The sequence below is a fragment of the Nocardioides sp. Arc9.136 genome (assembly GCF_030506255.1).
Classification (GTDB): domain Bacteria; phylum Actinomycetota; class Actinomycetes; order Propionibacteriales; family Nocardioidaceae; genus Nocardioides.
The window spans coordinates 3,570,843-3,596,981 of record NZ_CP113431.1 but is presented as its reverse complement, the minus strand read 5'-3'; the positions used below and the strand labels follow the sequence as shown (position 1 = coordinate 3,596,981).

The following is a 26,139-nucleotide window of genomic DNA, read 5'->3' as shown; positions in this document are numbered from 1 at the left end:
GGTCCGCACGGCGCTGACCTGCGCGGACACCTCGAGGAACGGCCCGGTCCAGACCGGGCCGTTCTTCGTCCCCGATCGGGCGTAACCCGACCGCGGGGGCGTCGTTGAGTGGTCAGACCCGGCAGTCATGCTCCCTCCCAAGAGTCGGGTCGTGGTCCAAGCACTGTCCAACAGCTGCGTGGACGATCAGGGCCCGGCCACCCTCCCTCCCCGGCCGGGCCCTGGTGCATTTCACGACCCCCTGCGGCCGAGCACCCCGCGGGCGGGCCGAGCGCCGCCGATAGGCTGCGCCCCATGACGGCGGTGGGAGAGCACGACCTGGTCCTGGTGGTCGACTTCGGGGCGCAGTACGCGCAGCTGATCGCCCGCCGGGTGCGCGAGGCCCGCGTCTACTCCGAGATCGTGCCGCACACGATGCCGGTCGAGGAGATGCTGGCGCGGGGGCCCAAGGCCATCGTGCTGTCCGGCGGCCCGTCCTCGGTGTACGCCGAGGGCGCACCCTCGATCGACACGTCGCTGTTCACGGCCGGCACGCCGGTCTTCGGCATGTGCTACGGCTTCCAGCTGATGGCCCGCGGCCTCGGCGGCGAGGTGTCCCACACCGGCGCCCGGGAGTACGGCCGGACCGACGTGACGGTCACCGAGCCCGGCACGCTGCTCTCCGACGTACCCACCGCGCACCGGGTGTGGATGTCCCACGGCGACTCCGTCACGGCCGCTCCCGAGGGCTTCTCGGTGCTCGCGTCGACGGCGGTCACCCCCGTCGCGGCGTTCGAGGACGTCGGCCGCGGCCTCGCCGGCGTCCAGTGGCACCCCGAGGTGCTGCACACCGAGCACGGCCAGCAGGTCCTCGAGCACTTCCTGCACGAGATCGCGGGGTGCCGGCCGACGTGGACGATGGTCAACATCGTCGAGGAGCAGATCGAGGCGATCCGCACCCAGGTCGGCGAGCGCGGCCGCGCGATCTGCGGGCTCTCCGGCGGCGTGGACTCCGCCGTCGCGGCGGCGATCGTGCAGCGCGCCATCGGCGACCGGCTCACCTGCGTGTACGTCGACCACGGCCTCATGCGCCAGGGCGAGACCGAGCAGGTCGAGCGCGACTTCGTGGCCGCGACCGGGGTGGACCTGAAGGTGGTCGACGCCGAGGAGCGCTTCCTCTCCGCCCTCGCCGGCATCTCCGACCCCGAGGAGAAGCGCAAGACCATCGGCCGGGAGTTCATCCGCGTCTTCGAGGCCGCCCGCGCCGAGATCCTCGCCGGGTTCGTCGAGCAGAGCACCGCGACCGAGGGCGACAAGGTCGCGTTCCTCGTCCAGGGCACGCTCTACCCCGACGTCGTGGAGTCCGGCGGCGGGGCCGGCACCTCCAACATCAAGTCCCACCACAACGTGGGCGGCCTGCCCGACGACATGGACCTCGAGCTGGTCGAGCCGCTGCGCACCCTGTTCAAGGACGAGGTGCGCCAGGTCGGCGAGCAGCTCGGCCTGCCGGCCGAGATCGTCCACCGCCAGCCGTTCCCCGGCCCCGGCCTGGGCATCCGGATCATCGGGGAGGTCACCCGCGAGCGGCTCGACATCCTCCGCCAGGCTGACGCGATCGCGCGCGAGGAGATGACCCGGGCCGGGCTGGACCGGGACGTGTGGCAGATGCCGGTCGTGCTCCTCGCCGACGTCCGCTCGGTCGGCGTGCAGGGCGACGGCCGCACCTACGGCCACCCCGTCGTGCTGCGCCCGGTCACCTCGGAGGACGCCATGACCGCGGACTGGGCGCGCCTGCCGTACGACGTGCTCGAGCGCATCTCCACCCGGATCACCAACGAGGTGAGCGAGGTCAACCGGGTCACCGTCGACATCACCTCCAAGCCCCCGGGCACCATCGAGTGGGAGTGACTGCGGCGGCCTGACCGGCGCCGAGCCGGGTTTCGCCCTCCTACGCGTGGGTAGGTTCCAGGTGTGGGGGGACGTCGTGCTGCGCTCGTGGCCGCCGCCGTGTCGACGGCGGTGGCGCTCGGTGGCGCCGCCGTGGCGGTCCGTGAGGCCCCCGAGCCGGCGGGCACCAGCAGCAGCCCCGCGGTGACGACCCCGGTCGCCGACCGCGGCGGCGAGCGTCCCGACCCCGCCGACCTGCCGCGCCTGGGCGTGCAGTTCCACGGCACCTGGACCCACTACACCCGCCGCGAGCGCGCCGTCGTCCTCGACCGGATCGAGCGCTCCGGCGCCACGTGGGTCCGGCTCGACGTCGGCTGGTCGATGCTCCAGCCGAAGCGCGGGTCCTACGACCGCGAGTGGGGCGTCAAGCGCGTCGACGGCGTGATGGACCAGCTGCGCCGGCGCGGCCTGAAGGTCCTGGTGATGTTCTGGCTCACCCCCGACTGGGCGACCCGCGAGGACGACCCGGTGCTCGCGCAGTACACCCCGCCCGACCGCACCCGCGACTACACCGAGGCGCTCGGCTGGGCCGCCCGCCGGTGGGGCGACGTGGTCGACGCGTGGGAGATCTGGAACGAGCCGAACCTGGAGTCCTTCTTCATCGGGACCGACCCGGCCGCCTACACCCGCATCCTGTGCCGCGCCTACCCGGTCGTGCGCCGCAACGACCCCGGCGCCCGGGTCGTCTTCGGCGGCCTGATGTACAACGACGACGCCTGGCTCGAGCGCGCCTACGACGCCGGCGTCGGCGGCTGCTTCGACGTGATGGCGGTGCACTCCTACCAGGCGCCCGCCGACGCACCGCCCGGCGCGGCCGACGACGGCGAGGTGTGGAGCCTGGCCCACCTCGACGCGGTGCGCGCCACGATGCGCGAGCACGGCGACCGGCTGCCGGTGTGGATCACCGAGTTCGGCTGGAGCGTGCACGGCAACGAGACCGACACCGAGCCCTGGCGGCGCGGCGTCACGAGGAAGCAGCAGGCGGCGTACGGCGCGCAGGCGCTGAAGATCATGGCCCGCGACTTCCCGTACGTCACCGCGGCGTTCTGGTACAAGGACGCGGCCGTCGCCAGCAGCACCGACGAGCACCAGGAGGGCTACGCGCTCCTGGACGAGAGGCTCAGACCGAGACCGGTGCTCCGCCGGTTCGGGAAGCTCTACGGGGAAGGCTGAGCGCAGTGTCTGTGGGGGGCATGCTGCGGAGGGCGGTCAGGTACCGCTGGGCCGTCGTCCTGGCGATCCTGGTGCCGGCCGTCGTCGTCGGCGTCGGCGCGGTCGAGACGCGTCCGGACTCCAGTGTCGCGGTCAGCGTCGTGGCCGCGACGCCGGAGTCGGCCGAGCTCGTGAGCGCCGACGCGGTCCGGCTCGCGCTCGGGAGGTACGCCGTCGCGCTCACGTCGCCGGACGTGCTGGACCAGGTCGCCACCACCACCGGCGCCGACCGCTCGGCGCTCGAGGACGCCGTGGCGGTGACGGTCTCCCAGGACGCCGGGAACCTCGCGGTCCGCGCGACGATGGCCGACGAGGACCAGGCGGTCGCCGTCGCGCGTGCGGTCGCCGAGGTCGCGGTCACGATGGGCGAGGAGGACCCGCTCGCCAACGCCACGGTGCTCTCCGGGGCCCGGGTCGAGCCGCCAGGGCCGCTGGGCTCGCCCCGGGTGCTCGAGCTGGTGCTCGTCCTGGCCGCACTGGTGGTCGCCCTGGCCGTGGCGTACGCCCTGGAGGCGGTCCGCCCGCGGGTCCGCACCGGCGGTGACGCGGCGGTGGCCGCGGGGGGCCCCGTCCTGGGCAGCCTGCCCGCCTTCACCGGGCCCTGGCCGCGTCGGACCGTCGCCTCGGACAAGGACATCCTGACCTCCGCCCGCGCGCTGCGCAGCGGCTGGACGGCCTCGGCGGGCACGGTCCCGCCCGGCCCGGTCGTCCTCGTCGGGGCCGAGCCCGAGGCCGGCGCCACGACCGTCACCTTCCTCCTCGCCCGCACGCTGTGCGACCGCGGCGAGTCGACGCTGGTGCTGGACCTCGACCTGGACGAGGCGGGCCTGACCGCGCTGATGGAGACGCCGGGCCGGTACGTGCTCGACGACGTGCTCGCGGAGCGGGCGTCGCTGGCCGACGCGGTCGTCCACGAGGGCGACGTCGCGGTGCTCGGCGCCGTTCCTCTGCGGTCGGCCGACGACGTGCTGGACCGGCGCCTGCCGGAGGCGCTCAAGCAGGCGGACGACCAGTGGGACGTCGTGCTGTGCGACACGACCCCGCTCGACGCGGGGGAGAGCTCGGAGATCGTCGCGGGCCACGCGGCCTCGGCCGTGGTCGTCGTACGCCTCGGGACGCCGGTGACGGCGGTGCGGCGGACGGCGGCGCGGCTGGCCCGGCTCGGGGTCCCGGTGCGTGGCGTCGTGCTCAACCGCGCCACGCGGGACCAGGCCGAGGCGCCGGCCCTCGCCGAGGCCGCCACGGGCACGCTCGATGGCTGAGCGACCGCAGCCCCCCGGTCTCCCGCAGGTCCTCACCATCCACTCGGGGGGCGCCGGGCTCCTGCCCGGCCGCGAGCCGGTGGTGCTGATGTACCACGGGTTCTGCGTGGACCGCCGCGACGACGACCCGGAGAACCTCTTCGTCGAGGTGCGCCGGTTCGAGGAGCAGCTCTCCTGGCTGCTGGCACAGGGGTGGCGGCCGCTCGACCTGGACGGCTACCTCGCCGCGCGGCGGGGCCAGCGGTCCCACGCCCGGTCGTTCCTGGTGACGATCGACGACGGCTTCACCTCCGTGCTCGACCTCGCCGTGCCCGTGCTGCAGCGGCTCGGGGTGCCCGCCCTGCTCTACGTGCCGGCCGACCTGGCCGGCCGCACCGCCCGGTGGCTGCCCCGTCCGGCCGAGGAGCGGCTGCTCGACCCGGCCGCGCTCCGCCACCTGCACGGGCTGCCCGGCATCGAGCTGGGGGTCCACGGCGGGGACCACCTCGACCTGCGCGGCTGCGGCCGCGAGGAGCTCGACCGCCAGGTGCACCGCGCGCACGGCCGGCTGGCCGACCTGGTGGGGGAGCCGGTCCGGTCCTTCGCCTACCCCTTCGGCGCCCACGACGCCGCCGCTCGGGTGGCCGTCGCGGCGGAGGGCTTCGCGGTGGCCTTCTCGGTGTACGACGACGCCGGCCCGCACGCGGTGAGCCGGATCGACGTCAACGCCACGGACACCCTCGCGTCGTTCCGCCTCAAGGTGCAGCTGCCGCACTACCGCCGCTGGTGGGGCGCCCTCGAGCGGGTGCCCGCGGTCCGGCGCCAGGTGCGCGCCCTCACCACCCGGACCCCGCGGCGGGCGCGGTGAGCGGCACCACCGTCGCCGGTCTCCTCCGCGAGCCGGCCGCCGGCGCACCGGCGCGGGCGCTCGTGCCGCCCCGGCTGCTGGCGGCGAGCCGCTCGCGGCCCACCGCGGCGACCGCGCGCACGACGGCGCTCTACGGCGGCTACGTGCTCGTCGGGCTGCTCACCGGGGTCGTCACCGCGGGCGTCGGCCTGCTCGCCGGCGCCGCCGCCTCGCTCGCCCTCCTCGTGGCGCTGCTGCTGGCGGCGGTGGCCTGGCGCACGCCGTACGTCGCGGTCGTGGCCGTCGCGCTCGCGCTGCCGCTCGGCCAGCTCACCGTCGGCCCGGCCGAGCTCGTCCAGGTCTCGACGGCAGCCGTCGTCCTTGCCGTGCTGGTGCCGGCCGCCGCGCGCGGGCAGGTGCGCCTGCCCCCGTGGCCGGTCGCGGTGCCCCTGGCGGCCTTCCTCGTCGTGGCCGCGCTCTCGACGCCGCGCGCGTGGGACGCCGACCTCGCCTTCCGCCTCGACGTCCAGCTCCTGCTGCTGGTGCTGCTCACCGTCGCGGTGACCACGGCGGTGCGCACGCCGGCCCAGGCGTACGCCGTCGCGACGGCCCTCGTCGTCGGCGGCGGTGCGGCCGCCGTGCCGGCCCTGCTCGACTCGGGGCCGACGGAGAGCTACTACGGCGGGGGCGTGGTCACCGGGCGCGCGCTCGGGATCTTCGCCCAGCCCAACGAGCTCGGGATCTTCGCCGCGGTGCTGCTGGTCGTCGCGGTCGGCCTCGGCCTGACCGCGAGCCGTCGCGCGGCCCGGGTGACCTGCGCGGTCGGCGGGAGCCTGCTGCTGGCGGCCCTCGTGGTGTCGCTGTCGCGGGGCGCGTGGGCCGGTGCCTTGGCCGGCCTGGTGGCCCTGGCCGTGCTCGTGCCGCGCACCCGACGTGCCCTCGCCGTGCTGGGCGCGGTGCTGGTCGTCGCGGCGGTCGTGCTCGGCGCGCTCGGCGTGGGGCCGGTCGCCGAGGTCGGGGTGCGCGTCGCGTCGCTCGCGGAGAGCACCGAGAACCCCTACGACCAGCGCCCCCTGATCTGGGCCGAGGCGCTGCGGCTGGTCGCGGAGTCCCCTCTGCTCGGGCACGGGCCCGGCGGGTTCACCGCGGCCGCGGGCAGCGACGCCCTGCGGACCGGGGCCTTCCTCGACGTGGACCACGCCCACGACCTGGTGCTCAACGTGGCCGTCGAGCACGGGCTGGTCGGGCTGCTCGCGCTCCTCGCCCTGGTCGCCGGGCTGGCCTCCCTGCTGCGCCGGCGGCACGCGCCCGGGCCGGGCCCGGACCCGGAGCTGCTGCCCCGGGTGCTCGCGGCCGCGCTGGTCGTGGTGCTGGCGCACGGGATCGTGGACTACCCGCTGCGCAACCCCACCACGATGACGACCGTGTGGCTGGTCCTCAGCCTGCTGGCCGCGGCCGCGGTCGTGACCGCCCGCCGCGCGCGACCGGAGCAGGACGCATGAGCGCGGGACCGGCGCCGCTCGCGCCCCTGCGGGTGGTCGTGGTGACCCCCGCCGGGGTGCTCGGGGGGTCCGAGCGGTGGCTGCTCGACCTGCTCGCCGCGACGTCGCGGCTGTCGGCGGAGGTGTGGCTGCTCGAGGACGGGCCGCTGCGCGCGGAGCTCGAGCGGCTCGACGTACCCGTCACCGTGCTGCCCACCGGACGGCGCGGCGCGGCGCTCGCCGCCCGCAACCTCGACCTGGCCCGGCGGCTGAGGACGAGCGACGCGGAGGTGGTCCTCGCGAACGGCGTGAAGGCCGCCGCCGCGGTCGTCCCGGCCGCGCGGACGGTGGGCGTGCCCGTCTGCTGGGCCAAGCACGACTTCTCCTGGGACCGCGAGCTGGCCCGCCCGCTCGGCCGCCTGGCCGACGTCGTGCTGGCCACCTCCGAGGCGGTCGCCTCGGCGACCGGCCGGCGCGACGCGGTCCTCGTGCCCCCGCCCCGGCCGGCCGCCGCTCCCGCCGGCCGCGAGGCGGCGCTCGAGCTGTGGGCCGCGCACGGCCTCCCGCGCGCCGACGGCCCGGCCCTCGCGGTGCTCGGGCGCCTGGTCGGCTACAAGGGCGTCGACACCGCCGTCCGGGCGCTCGCCGAGCCGTCGGGCCCGGCCGGCGCCCCGTGGCGCCTGGCCGTGGCCGGCCCGGACGACCCGACCGAGCCGGAGGAGCGGGCCCGGCTCAAGACGCTGGCCGAGGAGCTCGGCGTGGCCGACCGGTTGCACCTGCTCGGCCCGGTCGAGGACGCCGGCCGGCACCTCGCGGCCTTCGACGCCGTCGCGGTCCTCACCCGCCCCGCCGGAGCGCGGTTCGGCCGGGAGGGCTACTCGCTGGTCGCGCTCGAGGCGCTCGCCGCGGGCGTCCCGCTGATCGGCGCCGCCGGCAACCCGGAGGTCGAGCGGATGGCCGGCCTCGCCGGCCGGGTCGTGCCGCCCGACGCACCTGCCGCCGTCGCCACCGCGCTCGCTGAGGTGCTCGAGCCGGCCGTCGTAGCGCACTGCCGGACCGCCGGGCCCGCCGTGGTGGCCGGGCACCCCGACCGCGCCGGCTGGGCCGACCGCGTCTCCTCGGTGCTGGCGGGCGCCGCCCGCCGGCCCGGCGCCGGGCTGGCCGGCCCCCCGGTGACGGTGCTCAGCTGCTTCAAGGACGAGGAGGGCCACGTGGACGGCGTCGTCTCCCGCGTCGTGGCGCAGCTCGGGCCCGACGACGAGTACCTCCTCCTGGACGACCGCTCCCGCGACGGCACCGCCGCCGAGCTCGCCGCCTGGGCCGCCCGGGACCCCCGCGTCCGCCTGCTCCAGGGGCCGGGCATCAACCTCTCGGCCGCTCGCAACACCGGCTTCGCCGCGGCCCGGCACGCCCACGTGGCGTGCACCGACGCGGGCTGCCTGCCGGCGGCGGGCTGGCTCGCCGCGCTCCGGGCACCCTTCGCCGAGGCCGACCCGACCGGCCCCGTCGGCCCGGTCGACCTCGTCGTCGGCGTCTACGACGTCGACGGCGGCGACCCGGTCCGCGACGCCGCACGCGTCGCGCTCTTCCCCTCGGTCGCCGAGGCCCGGCGGCCCGGCCCGCTCGCGCGCACCGCGGGCCGGCTCACCGGCCGCCGGTTCTCCGCACGCCGCCTCGACGGCCGGTCGATGGCCTGCACGGTCGAGGCCTGGCGCCGTGCCGGTGGCTTCGACGTCGCGCTCTCCAGCTCCGAGGACGCCGTCTTCGGCGAGACGGTCCTCGCGACCGGGGGCCGCAGCGTGCTGGCCCTCGACGCCCGGGTGACCTGGGAGCAGACCGGGCGGCTGGGCGACATGGCCCGGATGTACGCCCGCTACGGCGAATGGGGCGGCCGCGCCGGCTCCTGGCCGCTGGTCAGCCGCGACGTCGCCCGCGGTGCGGCGTACGTCGGCGGGCCGGCGCTCCTGGCCGCCGGCGGCCCGCGCACCCGCGTGGTCGTCGCGGTCGCCGCGGCGGCGTACCTCGCGACCCCGGCGGTCCGCGCGCGCGGTGCGGAGGTGGCCCCGGGCACGTGGGCACTGGTGCCCGTCGTGCTGGCGCTCAAGGACGTCTCCAAGGCGGCCGGCTGCGTGCGGGGCCTGGTCGGGCGGCTCGCCTCGCGGGGGAGCGGGTCGGCATGACCGACCAGCAGGTCTCCGAGACCACCCACCGGGCCGCCCGCAACGCCGCGGTCCGCGCGGCCTCCGAGGTCCTCGGCAAGGTCGCCACCCTGGCGTGGACCGTCGCCGCAGCGCGGATGCTGCCCAACGAGGACTTCGGCACGGTCACGTACGCGATGACGATCATGCTGGTCCTCAGCGCGCTGGCGACCTGGGGCTTCGACTCGGGGCTCACCCGACGCGGGAGCGCCGACCCGCCGGCGCTGCCGCGGATCCACCAGGCGACCCAGGTCTGGAAGACCGTCCTGGCCGCGCCGGTGTTCCTCGTCGCCGGCATCGTGCTCGCCGGGACGCCCTCCGTGGGCTCCTGGCAGGTGCTGGCCTGCATGCTGCTGGCGGGCTTCCCCGAGCAGTGGAGCCACACGATCCGCTCGACGGCGGCAGCCCGCCAGGTCTCCTCGGGCATCTCGGTGGCGCTGGTGCTGCAGCGCGTGGCGACCGCCGCCGCCGTGCTGGTGGCGCTGGTGGCGGGCGGGGGTCCGGAGGGCGTCGCGCTCGGGTTCCTGGTCGGCACGTTCGCGGGGTACGGCGCGCACGTGGTCGCCCTGCGGCGGCTCGACGTGCGCCGGCCGGTGCGCGAGCTGAGCCGCGCCGACCTGTCCCTGACCGTGCGGGGGACGTTCCTGATCGGACTGAGCGGCCTGGTCCTGATGCTGCTCTTCCGCGTGGACGTGCTGATCCTCGGCCACGTCCAGGGGCCGGGGGAGGTGGCCGTCTACTCCGTGGCCTACCGCGTGCTGGAGACGGTCCTGTTCGTCACCTACGCGATCAACTACGCCGTGCTGCCCGTCATGAGCGCGACCGACGACGACAGCAAGCGGCGGGTCGGCTTCGAGCGGGCGGTCGCGGTCGCCGGCTTCGTCTACCTGCCGTTCGTCGCGGTCTGCCTGGTCGAGGGCCGGGCGGTCCTGCACCTGCTCTTCGGTGCGGCGTACGCCGACGCGGCCGCGCCGGTGCTCGCCGTCCTCGCCCCCGCGCCGCTGTTCGTCGCCGCGGCGACCTTCGCCAGCTCGGTGCTCCTGGCGCGGCGCCGGTCGTGGGAGATGCTCGTGGGCTCGGCGGCCGCGCTCGCGGTCAACCTCGTGCTCAACGTGGTGCTCATCCCGCCGCACGGCGCGATCGGCGCGGCCGTCGCCACCACCGTCTCCTACGTCGTGCAGGTGGCGGTGCTGCTCGTCGGGCTGCGCCGGCTGGGCGAGCGCCCGGCCGTCCTGGCGCCGCTGGCCTCGGCGGCCGGTGCGTCCCTGATGCTGCTCGTGGCCCTCGAGGCCTCGCCGTTCCCGCTGCTGCTCGAGCTGCTGGTCGGCGCGGTCGTGTACGCCGTCGCCTGGCTGCTCCTCGTCAGCCGCCTGGCACCCGAGCAGCAGCAGGTCGCGGCCCGGCTGCTCGCCCGCGCCCGGTCCTGACTCAGGCCGGCGCGTCCTCGGGGGCGGGCCCGCGTCGCGCCTGGACCGCACGGCGGCGCGCGGCGGCGACCGCCACGGCGGCCCGGCCCCGGACGCCCCGGGGGACCGCGAACGTGCCCACGCCGGCGTCGTCGTCGGCGAACCGGTGCTTGTAGTCCTCGTCGCCGCGCAGGAACCGGAACTCCTCGGCACCGGTCTCGACGGCGTCGCGGACGGCGTGGACCAGCAGCGCGAAGCCGACCGACTCCCGGTCCAGCTCCGGGTCCCGCCCGAACTGGTAGCAGTAGACGTCCGGCCCGAACCGGAACGTCAGCAGCGCGCACACGCGCCGGCCGTCGAGGTCCAGGCCCCACAGGCGCAGCCAGCCGCGCTCGAGCGCGGTCGCGGCGAACGCCGCGGTGAACCGGTGCTGCTGGGGATCCAGCAGCGGGCTGTCCCCCTCCCACCGGGCCGCGTGCAGCTCGAAGAGCCGCTCCAGGTCCCCGGCGAGCGTCTCCGCGGTGGCCAGCCGCACCGCGACGTCGTGGTCGCGCTCGAGGCGGGCGAGCTTCTTGGTGACCTGGCGGCGGAAGTTCTTGCTCTTGGCCGCGAGCCACCCGTCCCAGCCCTGCCCGGGCTCGAAGCGCACCACCGGGCTCACCTCGGTGCTGATCGGCCGGGCGCCGAGGGGCGCCCACCAGGGGGCGGCGACGGGGCAGTCCTGCAGCAGCACGACGTCGGCCGGCAGCCGCCCGCCCGCGAGCGCGTCGCCCAGCAGCCCGGCGGCGCGGGGCAGGTTCTCGGGCGCGCAGGCCGGGCCGAGCAGGTCGGCCGGGCCGTGACCGATCCAGCGGACCTGCCGCAGCAGCCGCCCGCGCCCGTGGAGGGCGAGCACCACGCGGGGGTCGGCGAGGTCGTCGCAGAGCACGTACGGCGTGGCGCCGGCGCCGTACTCCGCCCACCAGGTGCTGGCCCAGGCGTGGGTGGCGAAGAGGTTGCGCGCCTGCAGCGCGAGGCCGTCCCAGGCGTCGGGGTCGGGGCCGGGGAGCGGGTGCACGCTGCGGAGCCTAGGGCCCGACCGGGGGAGCGGGCCCTCAGCGCGCCAGCGGGCGCACGACGTCCTCGGCGAAGCGCGCCATGCCGTCGAGCTTCTGCTCCAGCGTCGAGGTCGTGCCGGTGTAGTAGGCCCACGGCATCGTCATGCAGTCGGTGACCCCGCCCTCCTCGGCACGGGCGAACTGCTCGGGCAGCAGCGCGTCGGTCAGCGCGACGACGACCCGGAAGTCGCCGGTGGCGCCGGCCTCCTCCCGGACCTCCCGCAGCCGGGTGGCCCAGCCGATCGCCTCGTCGGTGCGGTACATGTCGCCGACCCAGCCGTCGTGCCGGGCCGCCCGCCGGAAGGCCACCTCGGAGAGCCCGCCGACGTACACCGGGACCGGCGCGGTGGGCGTCGGCTCCATCACCAGCCGGGGCGCGGTGTAGTGCTCACCGGTGAACTCGGTCCAGCCCGGCTCCCAGAGCCGCTTCATCAGGGCGAGCCCCTCGTCGGTGCGGCGGCCGCGGGTGCGGAACTGCTGCTCCAGGAGCTCGAACTCCTCCTCGCACCACCCGATCCCCACGCCCAGGGCGACCCGGTTGCCCGACAGGACGGCGGCCGTGCCGACGGCCTTGGCCACCGCGAAGGGGCTGCGCATCGCCGGGACGTAGACGGAGGTGAAGAACCGCAGGCGCTCGGTCACCGCGGCCAGCGACCCGGCCAGCACCCACGGGTCGGGCCACTCGGCGTCGTGGCCCCAGCGCCGCGACCCGTCGGCGGTGTAGGGGTACGGCGTCCGCAGCGTCTCCAGGTCGACCACGTGGTCTGGGATGGCCAGGGCGTCGTAGCCGAGCTCGTCGGCGGCGCGAGCGATGGCGGTCAGCTCGGAGACGGGCAGGAAGGCGGTGCTGATCGCGAAGCGCACCCGCGCAGCCTAGAGCGCGCCTAGAACGTGTTCCAGTGGCGCTCCGGCGGCCGGCGGTCCTTCGCTCAGCGGGCGCTCACTCGGGCTTGAGCGGGTCGTGCCCGATGTTCATCAGCTCGCGACGCCAGGCGTCGTCACCCGCCGTCGGCTCGAACTCCGTGCCGCGCTCGGCGACGACCCGCTCGACCACCTCGTCCATCACCTCGACGTCGTCAGGGGTCAGGTCGGCGCGCCGCTTGCCGAGGATCGCCAGCACCCGGTGGCCCAGCGCGGGCCCGGCCTGGTCCGGCACGGTCTCGGTCTCCTCGCCGGCGCCCTGCACGGCCAGCCAGTCGCGCAGCTCGCGCGAGGTCATGTTGACCACCGTGTGGAAGTCCGTCCACAGCTCGTCCTCGACGATGCTCTCGGCCACAGGTCCTCCTCGTCCGTCGGTTCCGCCGCGGGGGCGGGTTGCGCCTGCGCCGGTACCCACGGGCCGCCGGATCATCATCGGGCCGACCGGGGTACCCACCGGTCGTGGCCAGGGACGAGACCGAGCGGCCCGGCGCCGAGCGCTGGGTGCCCGAGCGACCGACGACCTCCTCGGTGCTGGAGGCGGTGCAGGACTGCCGGGGCTGCGAGCTGTGGGCCGACGCGACCCAGGCGGTGATGGGCGCCGGACCGGAGGGCGCGCGCCTGCTGGTGCTCGGGGAGCAGCCGGGTGACCGCGAGGACGTCGAGGGCGAGCCGTTCGTGGGGCCCGCCGGCCGGTTGCTGGACCGGGCGCTCGCGGATGCCGGGATCGAACCGGGAGGGGTCTACCGCACCAACGTCGTCAAGCACTTCCGCTGGTCGGGGATGCGCGGGGGGCGGCGGATCCACCAGTCGCCGAAGTCGGCGCACGTGGCGGCCTGCGCGCCGTGGCTGCGGGCCGAGCTGTCGGTGGTGCGCCCCGCGGGTGCGGTCCTCCTCGGCGGGACCGCGGGCAAGGCGGTCTACGGGTCGAGGTTCAAGGTGGGGGAGAGCCGCGGGCGGCTCGTGGACTGGCCGAGCAGCCTCGGGACGGCGGACGCGCCGGGCTGGGTCCTGACGACCACCCACCCGTCGGCCGTCCTCCGCGCGGACGACCGCGACGCGGCGTACGGCGAGCTCGTCGCCGACCTCCGCGTCGCGGCCGAGGCGCTGGGTGCCGGCAGCTAGCTGTTGAAGATGCTGTAGCCGCCCGGGCCGACCGCCAGGCCGACGATGATCAGGACGATGCCCCAGAGCATCTGGCCCTTGAACAGCTGGAAGATGCCGGCGATGACGAGGATGACCGCCAGGATCCAGAGGATGAAACCCATTCGTTGTGCTCCTTCTAGTAGGGGGAGGTCGGAGGGAGCAGCGGTCCACTTACCCTGTGCTGGTCCGGACCATGCGCATCCCGCGCGTTTCCGCCCGGCACCCGCCGGGTAGAGCCGGGACGGGTGCCCGGACCGGCCGCCCCCCACCTGGGATCGCTCCCCCCACCCTCCGAGGTAGTAGATGCGCAGAACCGTCATCGGCGCCGCCAGCGCCCTCACCCTCGCCGTCACGGCGCTGCCCGGCTTCGCCGCCGCGGCCACCCGCGTGGACGGCGACCACCTGCAGGCAGCCGGGCTGCGGCTCGCGGTCCGCGACTGCGTCGACCCGGGCAAGGCCCCCGGCAAGCGGCCGGCCTTCCGCGCCACGCGGAACAAGCCGTCGGTCGGACGCGCCAGCGTCGGCTGGATCCCGTCCGGCACCGGCTTCGGCGCCGGCCCGACCGGCTTCCTGGCCAAGCCCTCCGAGCTGCGCACCATGGCCATCCGGGTCCGCAGCACCGCCGCCCAGTCCCAGGGCGTCGGCACGATCACCTACCAGCCGCCCGAGGACGACGGGTACTGGGTGGGGACCACGGACCTGATCACCGACCTGAACCAGGACGACAAGCCGGACTGGCGCACGATCGACGCCGCCGACCGTGCCTTCAGCTGGCGGCACTACACCAAGGACGGCGTCGAGGACGGCACGTCGTTCGCCCTGGACATCCCCAGCTTCGTCGCGCTGCGCGGCGGCGACGGCGAGGGTGCCTACCTCGGCTTCGCCTTCGGCTGCGACGGGAACCGCTTCGACCTCGACCGGCTGCAGCTCCAGGCCGACGGCGCCGCGAAGGTCTACGACTTCGAGGCGATCCGCACCCGGGCGACGCTGCAGCGCGGCACCTCCCAGGACCGCACGGTCCGGGTCGTGTACGGCGCGAAGGTCAACCTGGTCGGCAAGGTGCGCGAGTCGCTGGGCGGCAAGGGCGTCGCCGGCGTCGTGAAGATCTCCGCCAAGGGCCCGGGCGACAAGAAGTTCCGCAAGGTCGTCAAGAAGCGCGTCGGCGTCGGCGGCGCCGTCCGCAAGACGGTCCGCCCGTCCAAGAACACCGTCTACCGGATCTCCTTCCCCGGCTCGACCAAGCACGAGCCCTCGCGCTCCACGCTCAAGGTGCTCGTCGCGCCGAACGTGACCGGGTCGCTCGCCAAGCGCACGGTCGTGCAGGGCTCGCGCCTGTCCATGCGCGGTCGCAGCCTCCCGGCCCGTCGCGCCGCCATCCGGCTGCAGAAGTACACCGGTGGCAAGTGGCGCACCGTCACGCGCGGCGCCACGGCACGCAACGGTCGCTACGCCATCTCGGCACCGGCCTCGCGGACCGGTCGCAGCTTCTGGCGGGTCTGGGTCGCCGGCGGTGCCGGCAACACGTGGGGCGCCTCGGTGTCCCGCAAGCTCGTGACCGTCGCCCCGCCGTCCACCGGCGGTGGCGGTGGTGGCAACGGCGGTGGTGGCAACGGTGGTGGCGGGAACCCGCCTCCCACCGACCCGCCGCCCCCGCCGCCGACCGAGCCCCCGCCGCCCCCGCCGCCGGGCTCCTGACCCGAGGCGACCACCACCACGCCCCCGACCGGCTCCCGGTCGGGGGCGTGGTGCGTTCGGGGGCGTGGTGCGTCCGGGCCTCGTTCGGTGGTCGCGCCCCCGGCGTGCTCTGCGGCTGACCGGGCGGGGTGTCCAGCGACCGTGTGGTCGCTCCACACGCGGCAGGACGCGTGTCCGGCGACAACAGGGTCGCTGAAGACCCCCTCAGCGGAGCTCGGCCGCGCGCGCCTGCACCGCGGCTGCGGTCAGGGGCCGGTGACGCGGGCGCGGGTGCTCACGCCGTCGACGGTGAGCGTCACGAGGCCCTCGTCGCGGGCCACCTTGACCATCCGCGGCACGCGCCCGCGACCGTCGCGGCCGACCGGGATCGGGACGCAGTCCACGCCGTTGGCGCACCACTGGCCGACCTTCGCCGAGCGGAGCGCCGGGACGGGACGCGATCCCGTGGCGAAGCCGACCAGCTCGACGCCGTACCACGCGCAGGGGTAGGTGTAGCCCTGCGCGGACGTGCTGCAGGCGCCCGGCGTGCGCACGAGCCGCACGACCCGGGCCTGGGAGGCGGCGCAGCTGCTCGCGACGTCGCTGGTGGCGGTGCCGCCGGCTGCGCTCTCGGCGACGGTCCGGACCCGGACGCAGACGCGCTTGCCGCCCTCGCGGGTCCCGATGCGGAAGGTGGGCTCGCCCAGCGGCTGCCAGCCGTCGCCGCTGTTGAGCTCCGTGGTCTGGACGACGTCGCCGCCGGGCTCGGCGGCCTCCTTCACGGCGACCGCGACGGAGCGGTAGCCCCTGGAGACGCGCACCTTCGGCGCCTTCGGGGCGTCCAGGGCCGTGGCGGTCGCGCTCGCGGAGGGCGAGGCGTCGGCGGTGGGGCTGTCGGAGGCCTGCGCCGCGGTGCCGTCGGGGCTGGGCGCTCCGGCGGACGGCTCGTCCTCGCCGGTGCTGGCGTTGACGGCGAAGGCGGTGACGGCCACCGCGGCGACCAGGCCGGCGGCGGCCACGACGGCGAGACCGCCACGACGGCGGCGGTCGCGGTGCCCGTCCCGGTCCCGGTCCCCGTCGCCGGGCGTCGTCGGCGGCTCGCCCGGCGGTCCGCCGTACGGCGCGCCGACGGGGGCGGGGGGGACCAGGTCGCGCACCACGGTGCTGTCGGGCTGCGGCTGGTCGTGCTCCTGCGCGTCCGACCGGCCGGGGACGAACGCCGCGGGCTTGACCACGGTGCGGTCGTCCTCGGGCCGCTCCGCCGCGGCCGCGGCGGCGGGCACGACGGGCGGAGCGGGGGGAGCAGGCGGGTACGGGCGCGCCGCGGCCTCGACGGGGTCGTCGGCCTGCTCGTCGACCGAGCTGCCCGCCGGGGCGACGGGGCCGGGCACGGGCAGCCGGCCCGCGTCGATGTCGCGGATGATGCCCAGCAGGTCGGCACGCAGGTCGGCCGCGGACTGGACCCGCTGCTCGGGGTCCTTGTGCAGGGAGTGGGCGAGCACCTCGTCGATCCGGTCGTCGACCGGGTGGCCGGTGCCCAGCTGCGGGATTGGCGAGTTGACGTGGCTGTTGATCACCTGGAAGTCGGTGCCGGCGTACGGCGCGTCGCCGGTCAGCACGGCCCACAGCAGGCAGCCCATGGAGTAGACGTCGCCGCGCTCGTCGGCGGCGTGCCCGAAGTGCCGCTCGGGCGCCATGTACGACGGGCTGCCGACCAGCGTGCCGGCGCGGGTCAGCCCCTCCTGGTCCGGGGCGCGGCCGTCGAGGGCGATGCCGAAGTCGGCGAGGTAGGGGATCAGCCCCTCGGGCCTGCTCCAGAGCAGGACGTTGCCCGGCTTGACGTCGCGGTGGATGACGCCGGCGGCGTGCGCGTCGGCGAGCGCCTCGCAGGTCTGCGCGACCAGCGACAGCGCGGCCCGGCGGTCCAGCGGGCCGTGCTCGGCCAGCCAGCTGCGCAGGTCGCCGTCGGGGAAGAGCTCGGTGACGAAGTAGACGGTGTCGTCGTGCTCGCCGTACTCGTGGATGCCCACGATGTTGCGGGAGCGGATCCGCGCCAGCACCGACGCCTCGCGCGCGAAGCGGGCGTGGAAGTCCTCGCGGTCGGGGAGCGAGGGCAGGACGATCTTGAGCGCGACCGAGCGGTTGAGGACCTTGTCCACGGCCTCGTAGACCACGCCCATGCCGCCGTGGCCGATCCGACGCACGATGCGGTAGCGACCGTCGTACTCGTCGTCGACCTTCGGGTATCCCATGCCTGCCCTTGCCCGGGCTCCGGCGGCCCGCCGCGGGGAGTTTACCGGCCGGCGGCGGGTCCCAAACCCTCAGGCGTGCGGCTGCTCGCGGAGCCCGTACGTCGTGGTCCGCTCGACCACCGGGCGGCCGATCCCGGCGCCGATCTCCTCGAGCTCGGCGACGGTCTTGGCGGAGCCGTGCTCGGACCCGGCCATCCGGGAGATCGTCTCCTCCATGAGCGTGCCGCCGACGTCGTTGGCGCCGGCGTTCAGCATGGCCCGGGTGCCCTCGACGCCCAGCTTCACCCACGAGGTCTGGATGTTGTCGATCCGGCCGTGGAGCAGGATCCGCGCCATCGCGTGGACGGCGAGGTTGTCGCGCAGGGTCGGTCCGGGCCGGGCCACACCGGCGAGGTAGATCGGCGCGGACGTGTGCACGAACGGCAGCGGCACGAACTCGGTGAAGCGCGCCCCGCCGGCCTCGACCGAGGCGTCCTGGATGCGGGAGAGGACCCGCAGGTGGCCGACCCAGTGACGCGGGTTGTCCACGTGGCCGTACATCATCGTCGAGGTCGTCGGGATGCCCACGCGGTGCGCGGTGGAGACGATCTCGATCCAGGTGCGGGCGGGCAGCTTGCCCTTGGTGAGCACCCAGCGGACCTCGTCGTCGAGGATCTCCGCGGCGGTCCCGGGCAGCGAGCCCAGGCCGGCCTCGCGGGCCTTGATCAGGAAGTCCTCGATCGACAGCCCGGTGCGGGCGGTGCCGTTGACGACCTCCATCGGGCTGAAGGCGTGGACGTGCATCTCGGGCACGCGCTGCTTGACCGCCGCGACCAGGTCGAAGTACGCCGTGGCGGGCAGCTCGGGGTCGATGCCGCCCTGCATGCACACCTCGGTCGCGCCGAGGTCCCAGGCCTCCTGGGCCCGGTCGGCGACCTCGTCGAGGGACAGCGAGAACGCGTCGGCGTCGGTGCGGCGCTGGGCGAACGCGCAGAACCGGCAGCCGACGTAGCAGACGTTGGTGAAGTTGATGTTCCGGTTCACCACGTAGGTCACGTCGTCCCCGACGACCTCGCGGCGCAGGTCGTCGGCGAGGCGGCAGACCTGGTCCAGCAGCGGCCCCTCGGCGGTCATCAGGGTCAGCGCGTGCTCGTCGGAGAGGCCGCCGGGGTCGGCCTCGGCCGCCGCCAGGGCCTCCCGGCCCTCGCTGTGCAGCACGGCCGGGGTGCCGTCGATGAGGGAGGTGGTGGAGGCGGCGTCCTTGACCGAGTCCCAGTCGCCGTAGACGTCGGCGAAGTCCGAGCGGCGGTCCTCGGTGCGGCCCTCGGTGTCGACAGCCGCGTGCAGGTCGGTCCGGCCGGCCGACTCGAACCCGCCGTCGGGCTCCTGCCAGGGCAGCCCGGTCGGCCGTACGCCGGGGCGCGCGAGGCCGTCGGGGCCCGCCAGCGCGGCGACGTGCCCGGCGACGCGCGGGTCGAGCCAGGGGGCGCCGGAGCCGAGCGCCGCGCGGACGTACTCCGGGTGGATCGTCAGCCGCGCGGCGAGCTCGAACCCGCACTCCGCGCTGATCGCCCGCAGGCGCTCCAACGAGGGCCAGGGGCGCTCGGGGTTGACGTGGTCCGGGGTCAGCGGGGAGACCCCGCCCCAGTCGTCGACGCCGGCGTCGAGCAGCGCCCGGCACTCGGCCAGGTCGACCAGGTTCGGCGGCGCCTGCACCCGCGCCTTGGGGCCGAGGACGATCCGGGAGACCGCGATCGCGGCGCGGTACTCGTCGAGGTCGAGGTCGTCGGCGTGCCGCATGGCGGTGTCGGGCTTGGCCCGGAAGTTCTGGACGATGACCTCCTGCACCGCGCCGAAGGCGCGGGCGGTCGCCCGCAGCGCGAAGATCGTCTCCGCGCGCTCGGCGAGCGTCTCGCCGATGCCGACGAGCAGGCCGGTGGTGAAGGGGATCGAGAGCCGGCCGGCGTCCTCGAGCACCCGCAGCCGCACGGCCGGGTCCTTGTCGGGGGAGCCGAAGTGCGCGAGGCCCTTGGTCTCGTGCAGCCGGCGGGAGGTGGTCTCGAGCATCATGCCCATCGAGGGGGAGACCGGCTTGAGCCGGTTCATCTCCTCCCACGTCATGACGCCGGGGTTGAGGTGGGGCAGCAGGCCGGTCTCCTCCAGCACCCGCACCGCCATCGCCCGCACGTAGGCCAGCGTCGAGTCGTAGCCCTGCTCGTCGAGCCACGCGCGGGCCTCGGGCCAGCGGTCCTCGGGCCGGTCGCCGAGGGTGAACAGCGCCTCGAGGCAGCCCAGCTCCGCACCCTGGCGGGCGATGTCGAGGATCTCGTCGGGGGAGAGGTACGGCGCCCGGCCCTCGCGGGCCGCCTGCCCGGGCGTCTCGACGAACGTGCAGTAGTGGCAGCGGTCGCGGCACAGCCGCGTCACCGGGATGAAGACCTTGGGGGAGTACGTCACGACGGCCGGCCGGCCGGCGGCGACGAGCCCCGCGTCGCGGACCTTGGCCGCGGCGGCGCACAGCCGGTCCAGCTCCGGGCCGGTCGCCGCGAGCAGCGCCTCCGCCTCGGCCGGGTCGAGGGCGGCGCCGCGCTCGGCGCGCGCGAGGGCGCGGCGTACCTGCTGGGGCGTGGGACGGGGCTCCGCGGTCTCGACGTGCATCGTCATCAGGCTAGTCGCGCCCACGACGGGCCGTGGCCGCCGGGCCACTGGCCGGTCGGGCGGCTCACACGCGGGCCGGCTCCTGCTCCGTCGGCACCGGCCGCTCCTCGGGCGGGCCGTGGTGGAGCCGGCCGGGCCACCAGATCCGGTCGCCGAGGTCGAGGTTGAGCGCGGTGACCAGCACTGAGCGCACGACCATCGTGTCGAGCAGCACGCCGAGCGCCACGGCGACGCCGAGCTCGGCGAGGAACACGAACGGGATGGTGCCCAGGACGAGGAACGTCGCGGCGAGGACCAGCCCCGCCGAGGTGATGACGCCGCCGGTCGAGCTGAGCGCGATGAGGGACCCGCGCCGGGTGCCGTGGAGCGCGCTCTCCTCCCGGACGCGCGTCATGAGGAAGATGTTGTAGTCGATCCCCAGAGCCACCAGGAAGACGAAGGCGAACAACGGGAACCCCGGGTCGGCGCCGGCGAAGCCGAAGACGAACTCGAAGAGCAGCGTGGAGATGCCGAGGGCGGCACCGAAGGAGAGCACGACGGTGGCCATCAGCAGGAGAGGTGCCACGAGCGCGCGGAGCAGGCCGACGAGGATGAGGAACACCACCAGCAGGACGATCGGGATGATCACCTTGTTGTCGCGGTTGCTGGCCACCTTGGTGTCGAGGTAGAACGCCGACCCTCCCCCGACGAGCGCGTCGGCCCCGTCGATGTCGTGGACGGCCGCGCGGGTCGCCTCGACGACGTCGAAGGCCGGGCTCGAGGAGATGTCGTGGTCGATGGTCGCCTCGACGTAGGAGCGGGTCTCCGAGACGGGCCGGACCTCGCCCGGCTCGCCGAGGCCCTCGACGCCCTGCATCGCGGACACCACGGCGTCGGCCGCAGCGGTGTCCGTGACCACCTGTGCGGTGTTGGAGCTGTCGACGAGGCCGTGCTCGACCAGCACCTTCTGGCCCTTGATGGAGCCGAACTCCTGGGTGTAGGTGTCCTCGGTCGAGAGCCCGGAGGCGTCGAGCCGGAGCAGGCCGAGGCAGGCCACCGCGAGCACCCCGGCGGTGACCACCCACACCCGCCGCGGCCGCGGCTCGATGGCCCGCCCGACGCGGGCCCACCACCCGGTCGTGTTCGGCTCCCGCGACCCGAAGTGCGGCCGCTTCGGCCAGAACACCCAGCGCCCGGCGATCACGAGGAGGGCGGGCAGCAGGGTCACCATGACGAGGAAGGTGATGCCCACCCCAATGGCCAGCACCGGTCCGAGGCCGGCCGTGGAGTTGAGGTCGGCGAAGACCAGGCAGAGCATCCCGACCACGACGGTCGCCGCGCTGGCGAAGATCGCCGGGGCGGCCCGGTGCAGCGCGAAGGCCATCGCGGCGTGGCGGTCCTCGTGCCGGCGCAGCTCCTCCCGGTAGCGGGCCACCAGCAGGAGCGCGTAGTCGGTGCCGGCGCCGATGACGAGGATGCCCAGGATCGCCTGGCTCTGGCCGTTGACGGTCAGGCCGGCGTGCTTGGCCAGCAGGTACACCACGCCGCCGGAGACGGTGTAGGCCACGGCCGCGCTGAGGATCGGCAGCACCCACAGCACCGGGCTGCGGTAGGTGAGCAGCAGGATCACGATCACCACGGCGAAGGTGATGAGGATCAGGTTCGTGTCGATGCCCTCGAAGGCCTCGGCGGAGTCCGCCGCCTGGCCGCCGTACCCGGCGAGGTGCACCGTGGCCCCGTCGAGCGTCGCGATCTCCCGGAGGTCCTCCGCGGCGTCGGGGATGGCGTTCCAGCCGTCGGCGCCGAAGTTGAGGACGACCGTGGTGACCGCGACCTCGCCGTCCTCCGACAGCCCGCCGAGGCCCGCGGCGGCGGCCGTCCGCGGGTCGACCACCTCCCCGGTGACGCCCTCGACCGACGCCATCTCCTGGGCCTGCTCCTCGATGGCGGCGAGGTCGTCCTCGCTCAGGCCGCCGTCGCGCTGGTAGACGACCAGGGTCGGGATGTCGTTGGGGTCGACCGTGCCGGCCAGCTCCTCGGACACCCGGGTCGACTCCGCGTCGCCGGGCAGCCACGAGGAGGCCTCGTTGTCCTGGACGTCGACGAGCTTCGCGGAGAGGCTGCCGCACACGGCGAACGCCGCGACCCACGCCAGCACCACCAGCCACTTGGTCACGCGGCCCGTGAGCCGTCCGGCGAGCTGCAGGTGCATGGTGGTCTCCCTCGGCGGTGGATGCTCCTACCGAGGAGACCGCGTTTTACCCGCGGAGTCATCGCCTTTCCTGGGGCGGTGGGCGTGCCCCTCGCCCGGGCTAGGCGGCGGCGGGCTCCCGCTCGAGCTGCGGCGCGGTCGAGCGCAGGTGGCCGGCCGCCCACGCGCGGTGCACGACGACGGCGGCGAGGAGCGAGCCGAGGATCCCGAGGGTCAGGTCGCCGAGGGTGTCGGCGTAGGCGTGCGCGCGCTCGGAGTGCCGGCTGAGGAACGCGGCGTACTCCGCCAGCTCCCAGGCCACCGCGGCGGTGGCGCCGAAGGCCAACGACCGCTCGAGGGCCGCGCCGAGCGAGGAGCTGCGGTGCATCGTCAGCAGCAGCACCGCGGCGGTGAGCATGGCGAGGTTGGCGAAGTGCATGAAGTCGTCGAACCACACGACGGTGTCGTAGAGGTCCATCCGGTTGCCGAGGGTGTCGCTGAAGCAGGTGAGGGTGACCAGCAGGTCGGCCAGCCACGGGAACGACGCCCGCTCGCGCCAGTGCCACCACCACACGGCCGGGATCGCGAAGGCCAGCAGCGGGTAGCCCACCGCGCGGGCGCCGGCGCCCTTGCCCTCCAGGCCGCTGCTGTCGGGGTAGGCCAGGGCGAGGCCGAGCATGAGGACGAGCAGCGCCTTCGCGCCGACGTCGAGGGTGCGGACGAGCCCGGGGGTGTCGTACCGGACTGCTGTCACGACCTCGCTGCTCACCGCTGCACGCTACGCCGCCCGGCCGGTGCGGCCGGGCGGCGGTCCCGCCGGTGCGGGCAGCGGTGTGACCTGGGGCTCAGATGCCCAGGCTGCGGCCGATGATCTCCTTCTGGATCTCGGTCGTGCCGCCGTAGATCGTCTGGATCCGGCTGTCGACGTAGGCCTTGGAGATGGGGTACTCGCTCATGTAGCCGTAGCCGCCGTGGAGCTGGACGCCCTGGTCGACGAGCTTCTTCTGCAGCTCGGTGGTCCACCACTTGGCCATCGAGGCCAGCGAGGTGTCGACCTTGTCCTCGTTGAGCTTGAGGATGCAGTCGTTGACGAACAGTCGCGCGATGTGGACCTCGGTGGCCATCTCGGCCAGCAGGAACCGGTTGTGCTGGAACTTGCCGATCGGCTTGCCGAACGCCTCGCGCTCCTTGGCGTACCTCAGGCAGAGGTCGAGCACGTGCTCGCACGCCGCGACCGCGATCGCGGCGATCGAGACCCGCTCCTGGGGCAGGTTCACCATCAGCGAGATGAAGCCGGCGCCCTCCTCGCCGAGGAGGTTCTCCTTGGGCACCACGACGTTGTCGAAGAACAGCTCGGCGGTGTCCTGGGCCTTCATGCCCATCTTGTCCAGGTTCCGGCCGCGCTCGAAGCCCTCCATGCCGCGCTCGACGACGAGCAGGCTGATGCCCTGGTGGCCGGCGTCGGGGTTGGTGCGCGCGACGACGATGACGACGTCGCTCATGATCCCGTTGCTGATGAAGGTCTTCGAGCCGTTCAGCACGTAGTGGTCGCCCTTGTCGACCGCGCTCGTCCGGATGCCCTGCAGGTCCGAGCCCGCGCCCGGCTCGGTCATCGCGATCGAGGAGATCAGCTCGCCGCTGACCAGGCCCGGCAGCCACCGGCGCTTCTGCTCGTCGGTGCCCAGCTGGCTGATGTAGGGGACGATGATGTCGGTGTGGACGGGGAAGCCCAGCCCGCTCGCGCCGACCTTGGAGATCTCCTCGGCCACGACGGCGTTGTAGCGGAAGTCCTTGATGCCCGGCCCGCCGTACTCCTCCGCGACGTCGAAGCAGAGCAGGCCCGCGTCGCCGGCCTTGGTCCACACCTCGCGGCTGACCTGCCCGTCCTTCTCCCACTGGTCGTGGAAGGGGACGACCTCCTTCTCGAGGAAGGCGCGCACGCTCGTGCGGAAGTCCTCGTGCTCCTGCTCGTAGATCGACGGTCGCTCCGGCATGGTTCCTCCAGGTGGGTCGACCCCGGACGGGGGTCGCAGCACAGTGTCAGCGCAACTGTGACAGCGGAACTGTCATCGATCAAGATAGAGTCCACGCCATGGCCAGCACCGCTTCCCTGACCGTCGACGAGCTCGCGGCCGCCGTGGGGCTGACCGTGCGCACGACGCGCTACTACGCCAGCCTGGGCCTGCTGCCGCCGCCGGAGCGGCGCGGCCGCGTGGCGTACTACGGCCCCGAGCACCGCGCGCGGCTGGAGCTGGTCCGGGCGCTGCAGGACCACGGCTTCACCCTGCAGGCGATCGAGCGGGTGCTGGCCGGGCTGCCGGAGCACGCCACCGTCGAGGACCTCGCCCTCCAGCGCGCGATGCTCACCTCGTGGTCCTCCCAGCCCCAGGAGCGGCTGACCCGGGGCCAGCTCGAGGAGCTCGCCGGCCGGCGGCTCTCCGACCGCGACCTGGAGACGCTCGAGACGCTCGGCTCGCTGGAGCGCGACGGCACGAGGTACGTCGCCATGCCGAACCTGCCGGTCGGGGTCGAGCTGCTCGACGTCGACATCCCGCCGGGCAGCATGGAGGCCGCGAGCGAGGCGATCCGCCGGCACATGGAGGCGCTCGCCGAGGAGCTCACCGACATCCTGCGCGAGCAGGTGCTGCGCCCCTACCGGCGCGAGGCGCACTCGGCCGAGGACGCCGAGCGGCTCGAGCAGACCGTCTCCCGGCTGCGCCGGCTCACCCTCGAGGCGGTCGTCACCGGCTTCCAGCGCGCCGCGAACGCCGTCATCGCGCGCTCGCTCGCCCGGGACTGACCGGCCGGGCCGGCCCGACCCCGCGCGGCGCGGCGCAGGGACGGTCAGTCGCAGGTCAGCAGCAGGTCAGGAGACCCACTCCTTCACCTGGGCGATGGTGGCGGCGGGGTCGGCGCTGGCGGGGGTCAGCTGCAGGTTCGTGACGCCCGCGTCGCGGAAGGCGGCGATCCGCTCCTTGACGTAGGACTCCGGTCCGACCAGGTTGCCGGCCTCGAGCCACTCCAGCGGCACGAGCGCCTCGGCCTCCTTCTTCTTGCCGTCGAGGTAGAGGTCCTGGATCTTCTCGGCCTCCTCCTCGTAGCCGTACTGGCGGGCGAGGTCGTTGTAGAAGTTCTTGCCGCGGGCGCCCATGCCGCCGACGTAGAGCGCGTAGAGCGGGCGGGCGAAGTCGAGCAGGGCCTTGGTGTCCTCGCCCTCGCCGATGGCGACCATGCCGCCGGCGGTGACCTCGAGCGGGGCCAGGTCGGCCGAGCGCTTCGCGGCGCCCTTCGCCAGCGCCTCGCCCCAGACGTCCTGGGCCTTCTCGGGCAGGAACAGGTGGGGGATCCAGCCGTCCGCGATCTCTGCGGTCATCGCCACGTTGGCGTCACCGAGCGAGGCGACCCACAGCGGCACCGCGGGGCGCTCGGGCCGGGTGAGCAGCTTCAGCGGCTTGCCGAGGCCGAGCCCCTGGTCGGCCGGCAGCGGCAGGGTGAAGATCTTGCCGTCGTGCTGGAGCGGCTCGCGGCGCAGGCCCTGGCGCAGGATCTTGATGACCTCGCGGGTGCGCCCCAGCGGCTTGTCATACGGCAGGCCGTGGAAGCCCTCGATCACCTGCGGGCCGGAGGCGCCGAGGCCGATGACCGCCCGGCCTCCCGAGACGTTGTCGAGGCCCGCGGCGGTCTGCAGCAGGGCGCCGGGGGTGCGCGAGAAGACGTTGAGGATCGCGGCGCCGATCTCGAGGGTCTCGGTCTTCGCGGCGAGGTAGCCCATCAGCGTGGGGGAGTCGAAGCCGTACGCCTCGGCCACCCACACCGTGTCGAGGCCGGCCTTCTCGAGGGCGACGACCTGGTCGGCGGCCTGGCGCGGGTTCCCGTCGTACATCAGCGGCATCGAGAGCTTCATGCCGCTCACCCTGACACCGGCACTGTCACC

At 74.8% G+C, this 26,139-nt stretch carries 20 protein-coding genes; 10 read left to right on the top strand and 10 right to left on the bottom strand.

Going from position 1 to position 26,139, the window contains the following annotated elements; translation table 11 throughout:
* The first annotated feature begins 294 nt into the window (after positions 1 to 294).
* From guaA to OSR43_RS17325, 7 genes are all read left to right on the top strand, one after another.
* On the top strand, positions 295 to 1,887 hold the full coding sequence (gene guaA, locus OSR43_RS17355) for a glutamine-hydrolyzing GMP synthase (protein WP_302267994.1): 1,593 nt from the start codon (positions 295 to 297) through the stop codon (positions 1,885 to 1,887).
* A 63-nt stretch (positions 1,888 to 1,950) separates the two neighbouring features.
* Positions 1,951 to 3,099, top strand: a complete 1,149-nt coding sequence (locus tag OSR43_RS17350) for a cellulase family glycosylhydrolase (RefSeq protein ID WP_302267993.1) — start codon at positions 1,951 to 1,953, stop codon at positions 3,097 to 3,099.
* Between the two features lie 5 nt (positions 3,100 to 3,104).
* A complete protein-coding gene (locus OSR43_RS17345) occupies positions 3,105 to 4,400 on the top strand; it encodes a hypothetical protein (RefSeq protein ID WP_302267992.1) in 1,296 nt (431 codons plus the stop codon).
* Complete coding sequence (locus tag OSR43_RS17340; RefSeq protein ID WP_302267991.1) at positions 4,393 to 5,247, top strand: polysaccharide deacetylase family protein; 855 nt, start codon at positions 4,393 to 4,395, stop codon at positions 5,245 to 5,247. The genes OSR43_RS17345 and OSR43_RS17340 overlap by 8 nt, the downstream gene beginning before the upstream one ends.
* Entirely contained in the window at positions 5,244 to 6,728 is a 1,485-nt protein-coding gene (locus OSR43_RS17335; RefSeq protein WP_302267990.1) for an O-antigen ligase, read from the top strand. Before OSR43_RS17340 ends, OSR43_RS17335 begins: the two co-directional genes overlap by 4 nt.
* A complete protein-coding gene (locus OSR43_RS17330; protein ID WP_302267989.1) occupies positions 6,725 to 8,887 on the top strand; it encodes a glycosyltransferase in 2,163 nt (720 codons plus the stop codon). Before OSR43_RS17335 ends, OSR43_RS17330 begins: the two co-directional genes overlap by 4 nt.
* Positions 8,884 to 10,332 (top strand): oligosaccharide flippase family protein, encoded by a 1,449-nt coding sequence (locus OSR43_RS17325; RefSeq protein WP_302267988.1) that lies wholly within the window; start codon positions 8,884 to 8,886, stop codon positions 10,330 to 10,332. Before OSR43_RS17330 ends, OSR43_RS17325 begins: the two co-directional genes overlap by 4 nt.
* A 1-nt stretch (position 10,333) precedes the next feature.
* On the opposite strand, the gene OSR43_RS17320 is transcribed toward OSR43_RS17325, so the two are convergent.
* From OSR43_RS17320 to OSR43_RS17310, 3 genes are all read right to left on the bottom strand, one after another.
* Positions 10,334 to 11,368: a GNAT family N-acetyltransferase gene (locus tag OSR43_RS17320; protein ID WP_302267987.1), complete on the bottom strand. Its 1,035-nt coding sequence runs from the start codon at positions 11,366 to 11,368 to the stop codon at positions 10,334 to 10,336.
* A gap of 37 nt (positions 11,369 to 11,405) precedes the next feature.
* Complete coding sequence (locus OSR43_RS17315; RefSeq protein WP_302267986.1) at positions 11,406 to 12,272, bottom strand: TIGR03619 family F420-dependent LLM class oxidoreductase; 867 nt, start codon at positions 12,270 to 12,272, stop codon at positions 11,406 to 11,408.
* 76 nt (positions 12,273 to 12,348) lie between these two features.
* A complete protein-coding gene (locus tag OSR43_RS17310) occupies positions 12,349 to 12,684 on the bottom strand; it encodes a DUF3140 domain-containing protein (RefSeq protein ID WP_302267985.1) in 336 nt (111 codons plus the stop codon).
* Between the two features lie 104 nt (positions 12,685 to 12,788).
* Here OSR43_RS17310 and OSR43_RS17305 point away from each other — a divergent pair, with 104 nt between their 5' ends.
* Entirely contained in the window at positions 12,789 to 13,451 is a 663-nt protein-coding gene (locus OSR43_RS17305; protein WP_302267984.1) for a UdgX family uracil-DNA binding protein, read from the top strand.
* On the opposite strand, the gene OSR43_RS17300 is transcribed toward OSR43_RS17305, so the two are convergent.
* Positions 13,448 to 13,594, bottom strand: coding sequence for a GPGG-motif small membrane protein (locus OSR43_RS17300; RefSeq protein WP_302267983.1), 147 nt, complete (start codon positions 13,592 to 13,594; stop codon positions 13,448 to 13,450). The two genes, OSR43_RS17305 and OSR43_RS17300, sit on opposite strands and share 4 nt — an antisense overlap.
* A gap of 181 nt (positions 13,595 to 13,775) precedes the next feature.
* Here OSR43_RS17300 and OSR43_RS17295 point away from each other — a divergent pair, with 181 nt between their 5' ends.
* A complete protein-coding gene (locus tag OSR43_RS17295) occupies positions 13,776 to 15,167 on the top strand; it encodes a hypothetical protein (protein ID WP_302267982.1) in 1,392 nt (463 codons plus the stop codon).
* A gap of 245 nt (positions 15,168 to 15,412) precedes the next feature.
* On the opposite strand, the gene OSR43_RS17290 is transcribed toward OSR43_RS17295, so the two are convergent.
* From OSR43_RS17290 to OSR43_RS17270, 5 genes are all read right to left on the bottom strand, one after another.
* Positions 15,413 to 17,398: a serine/threonine-protein kinase gene (locus tag OSR43_RS17290; RefSeq protein ID WP_302267981.1), complete on the bottom strand. Its 1,986-nt coding sequence runs from the start codon at positions 17,396 to 17,398 to the stop codon at positions 15,413 to 15,415.
* A 69-nt stretch (positions 17,399 to 17,467) separates the two neighbouring features.
* Positions 17,468 to 20,035: a bifunctional FO biosynthesis protein CofGH gene (locus OSR43_RS17285; RefSeq protein ID WP_302267980.1), complete on the bottom strand. Its 2,568-nt coding sequence runs from the start codon at positions 20,033 to 20,035 to the stop codon at positions 17,468 to 17,470.
* Positions 20,036 to 20,099: 64 nt separating this feature from the next.
* Positions 20,100 to 22,226, bottom strand: a complete 2,127-nt coding sequence (locus OSR43_RS17280; RefSeq protein WP_302267978.1) for an MMPL family transporter — start codon at positions 22,224 to 22,226, stop codon at positions 20,100 to 20,102.
* Between the two features lie 100 nt (positions 22,227 to 22,326).
* Positions 22,327 to 22,974: a hypothetical protein gene (locus tag OSR43_RS17275; RefSeq protein WP_302267977.1), complete on the bottom strand. Its 648-nt coding sequence runs from the start codon at positions 22,972 to 22,974 to the stop codon at positions 22,327 to 22,329.
* 76 nt (positions 22,975 to 23,050) lie between these two features.
* Positions 23,051 to 24,199 carry an acyl-CoA dehydrogenase family protein gene (locus OSR43_RS17270; protein ID WP_302267976.1) on the bottom strand — a complete coding sequence of 383 codons (1,149 nt, stop codon included), beginning with the start codon at positions 24,197 to 24,199 and terminating at the stop codon, positions 23,051 to 23,053.
* Positions 24,200 to 24,297: 98 nt separating this feature from the next.
* Between OSR43_RS17270 and OSR43_RS17265 the strand changes: the two genes are divergently transcribed.
* On the top strand, positions 24,298 to 25,005 hold the full coding sequence (locus OSR43_RS17265; RefSeq protein ID WP_302267975.1) for a MerR family transcriptional regulator: 708 nt from the start codon (positions 24,298 to 24,300) through the stop codon (positions 25,003 to 25,005).
* Between the two features lie 66 nt (positions 25,006 to 25,071).
* Here OSR43_RS17265 and OSR43_RS17260 read toward each other — a convergent pair whose 3' ends face one another.
* Positions 25,072 to 26,109 carry an LLM class F420-dependent oxidoreductase gene (locus tag OSR43_RS17260; protein ID WP_302267973.1) on the bottom strand — a complete coding sequence of 346 codons (1,038 nt, stop codon included), beginning with the start codon at positions 26,107 to 26,109 and terminating at the stop codon, positions 25,072 to 25,074.
* Positions 26,110 to 26,139 lie beyond the last annotated feature (30 nt).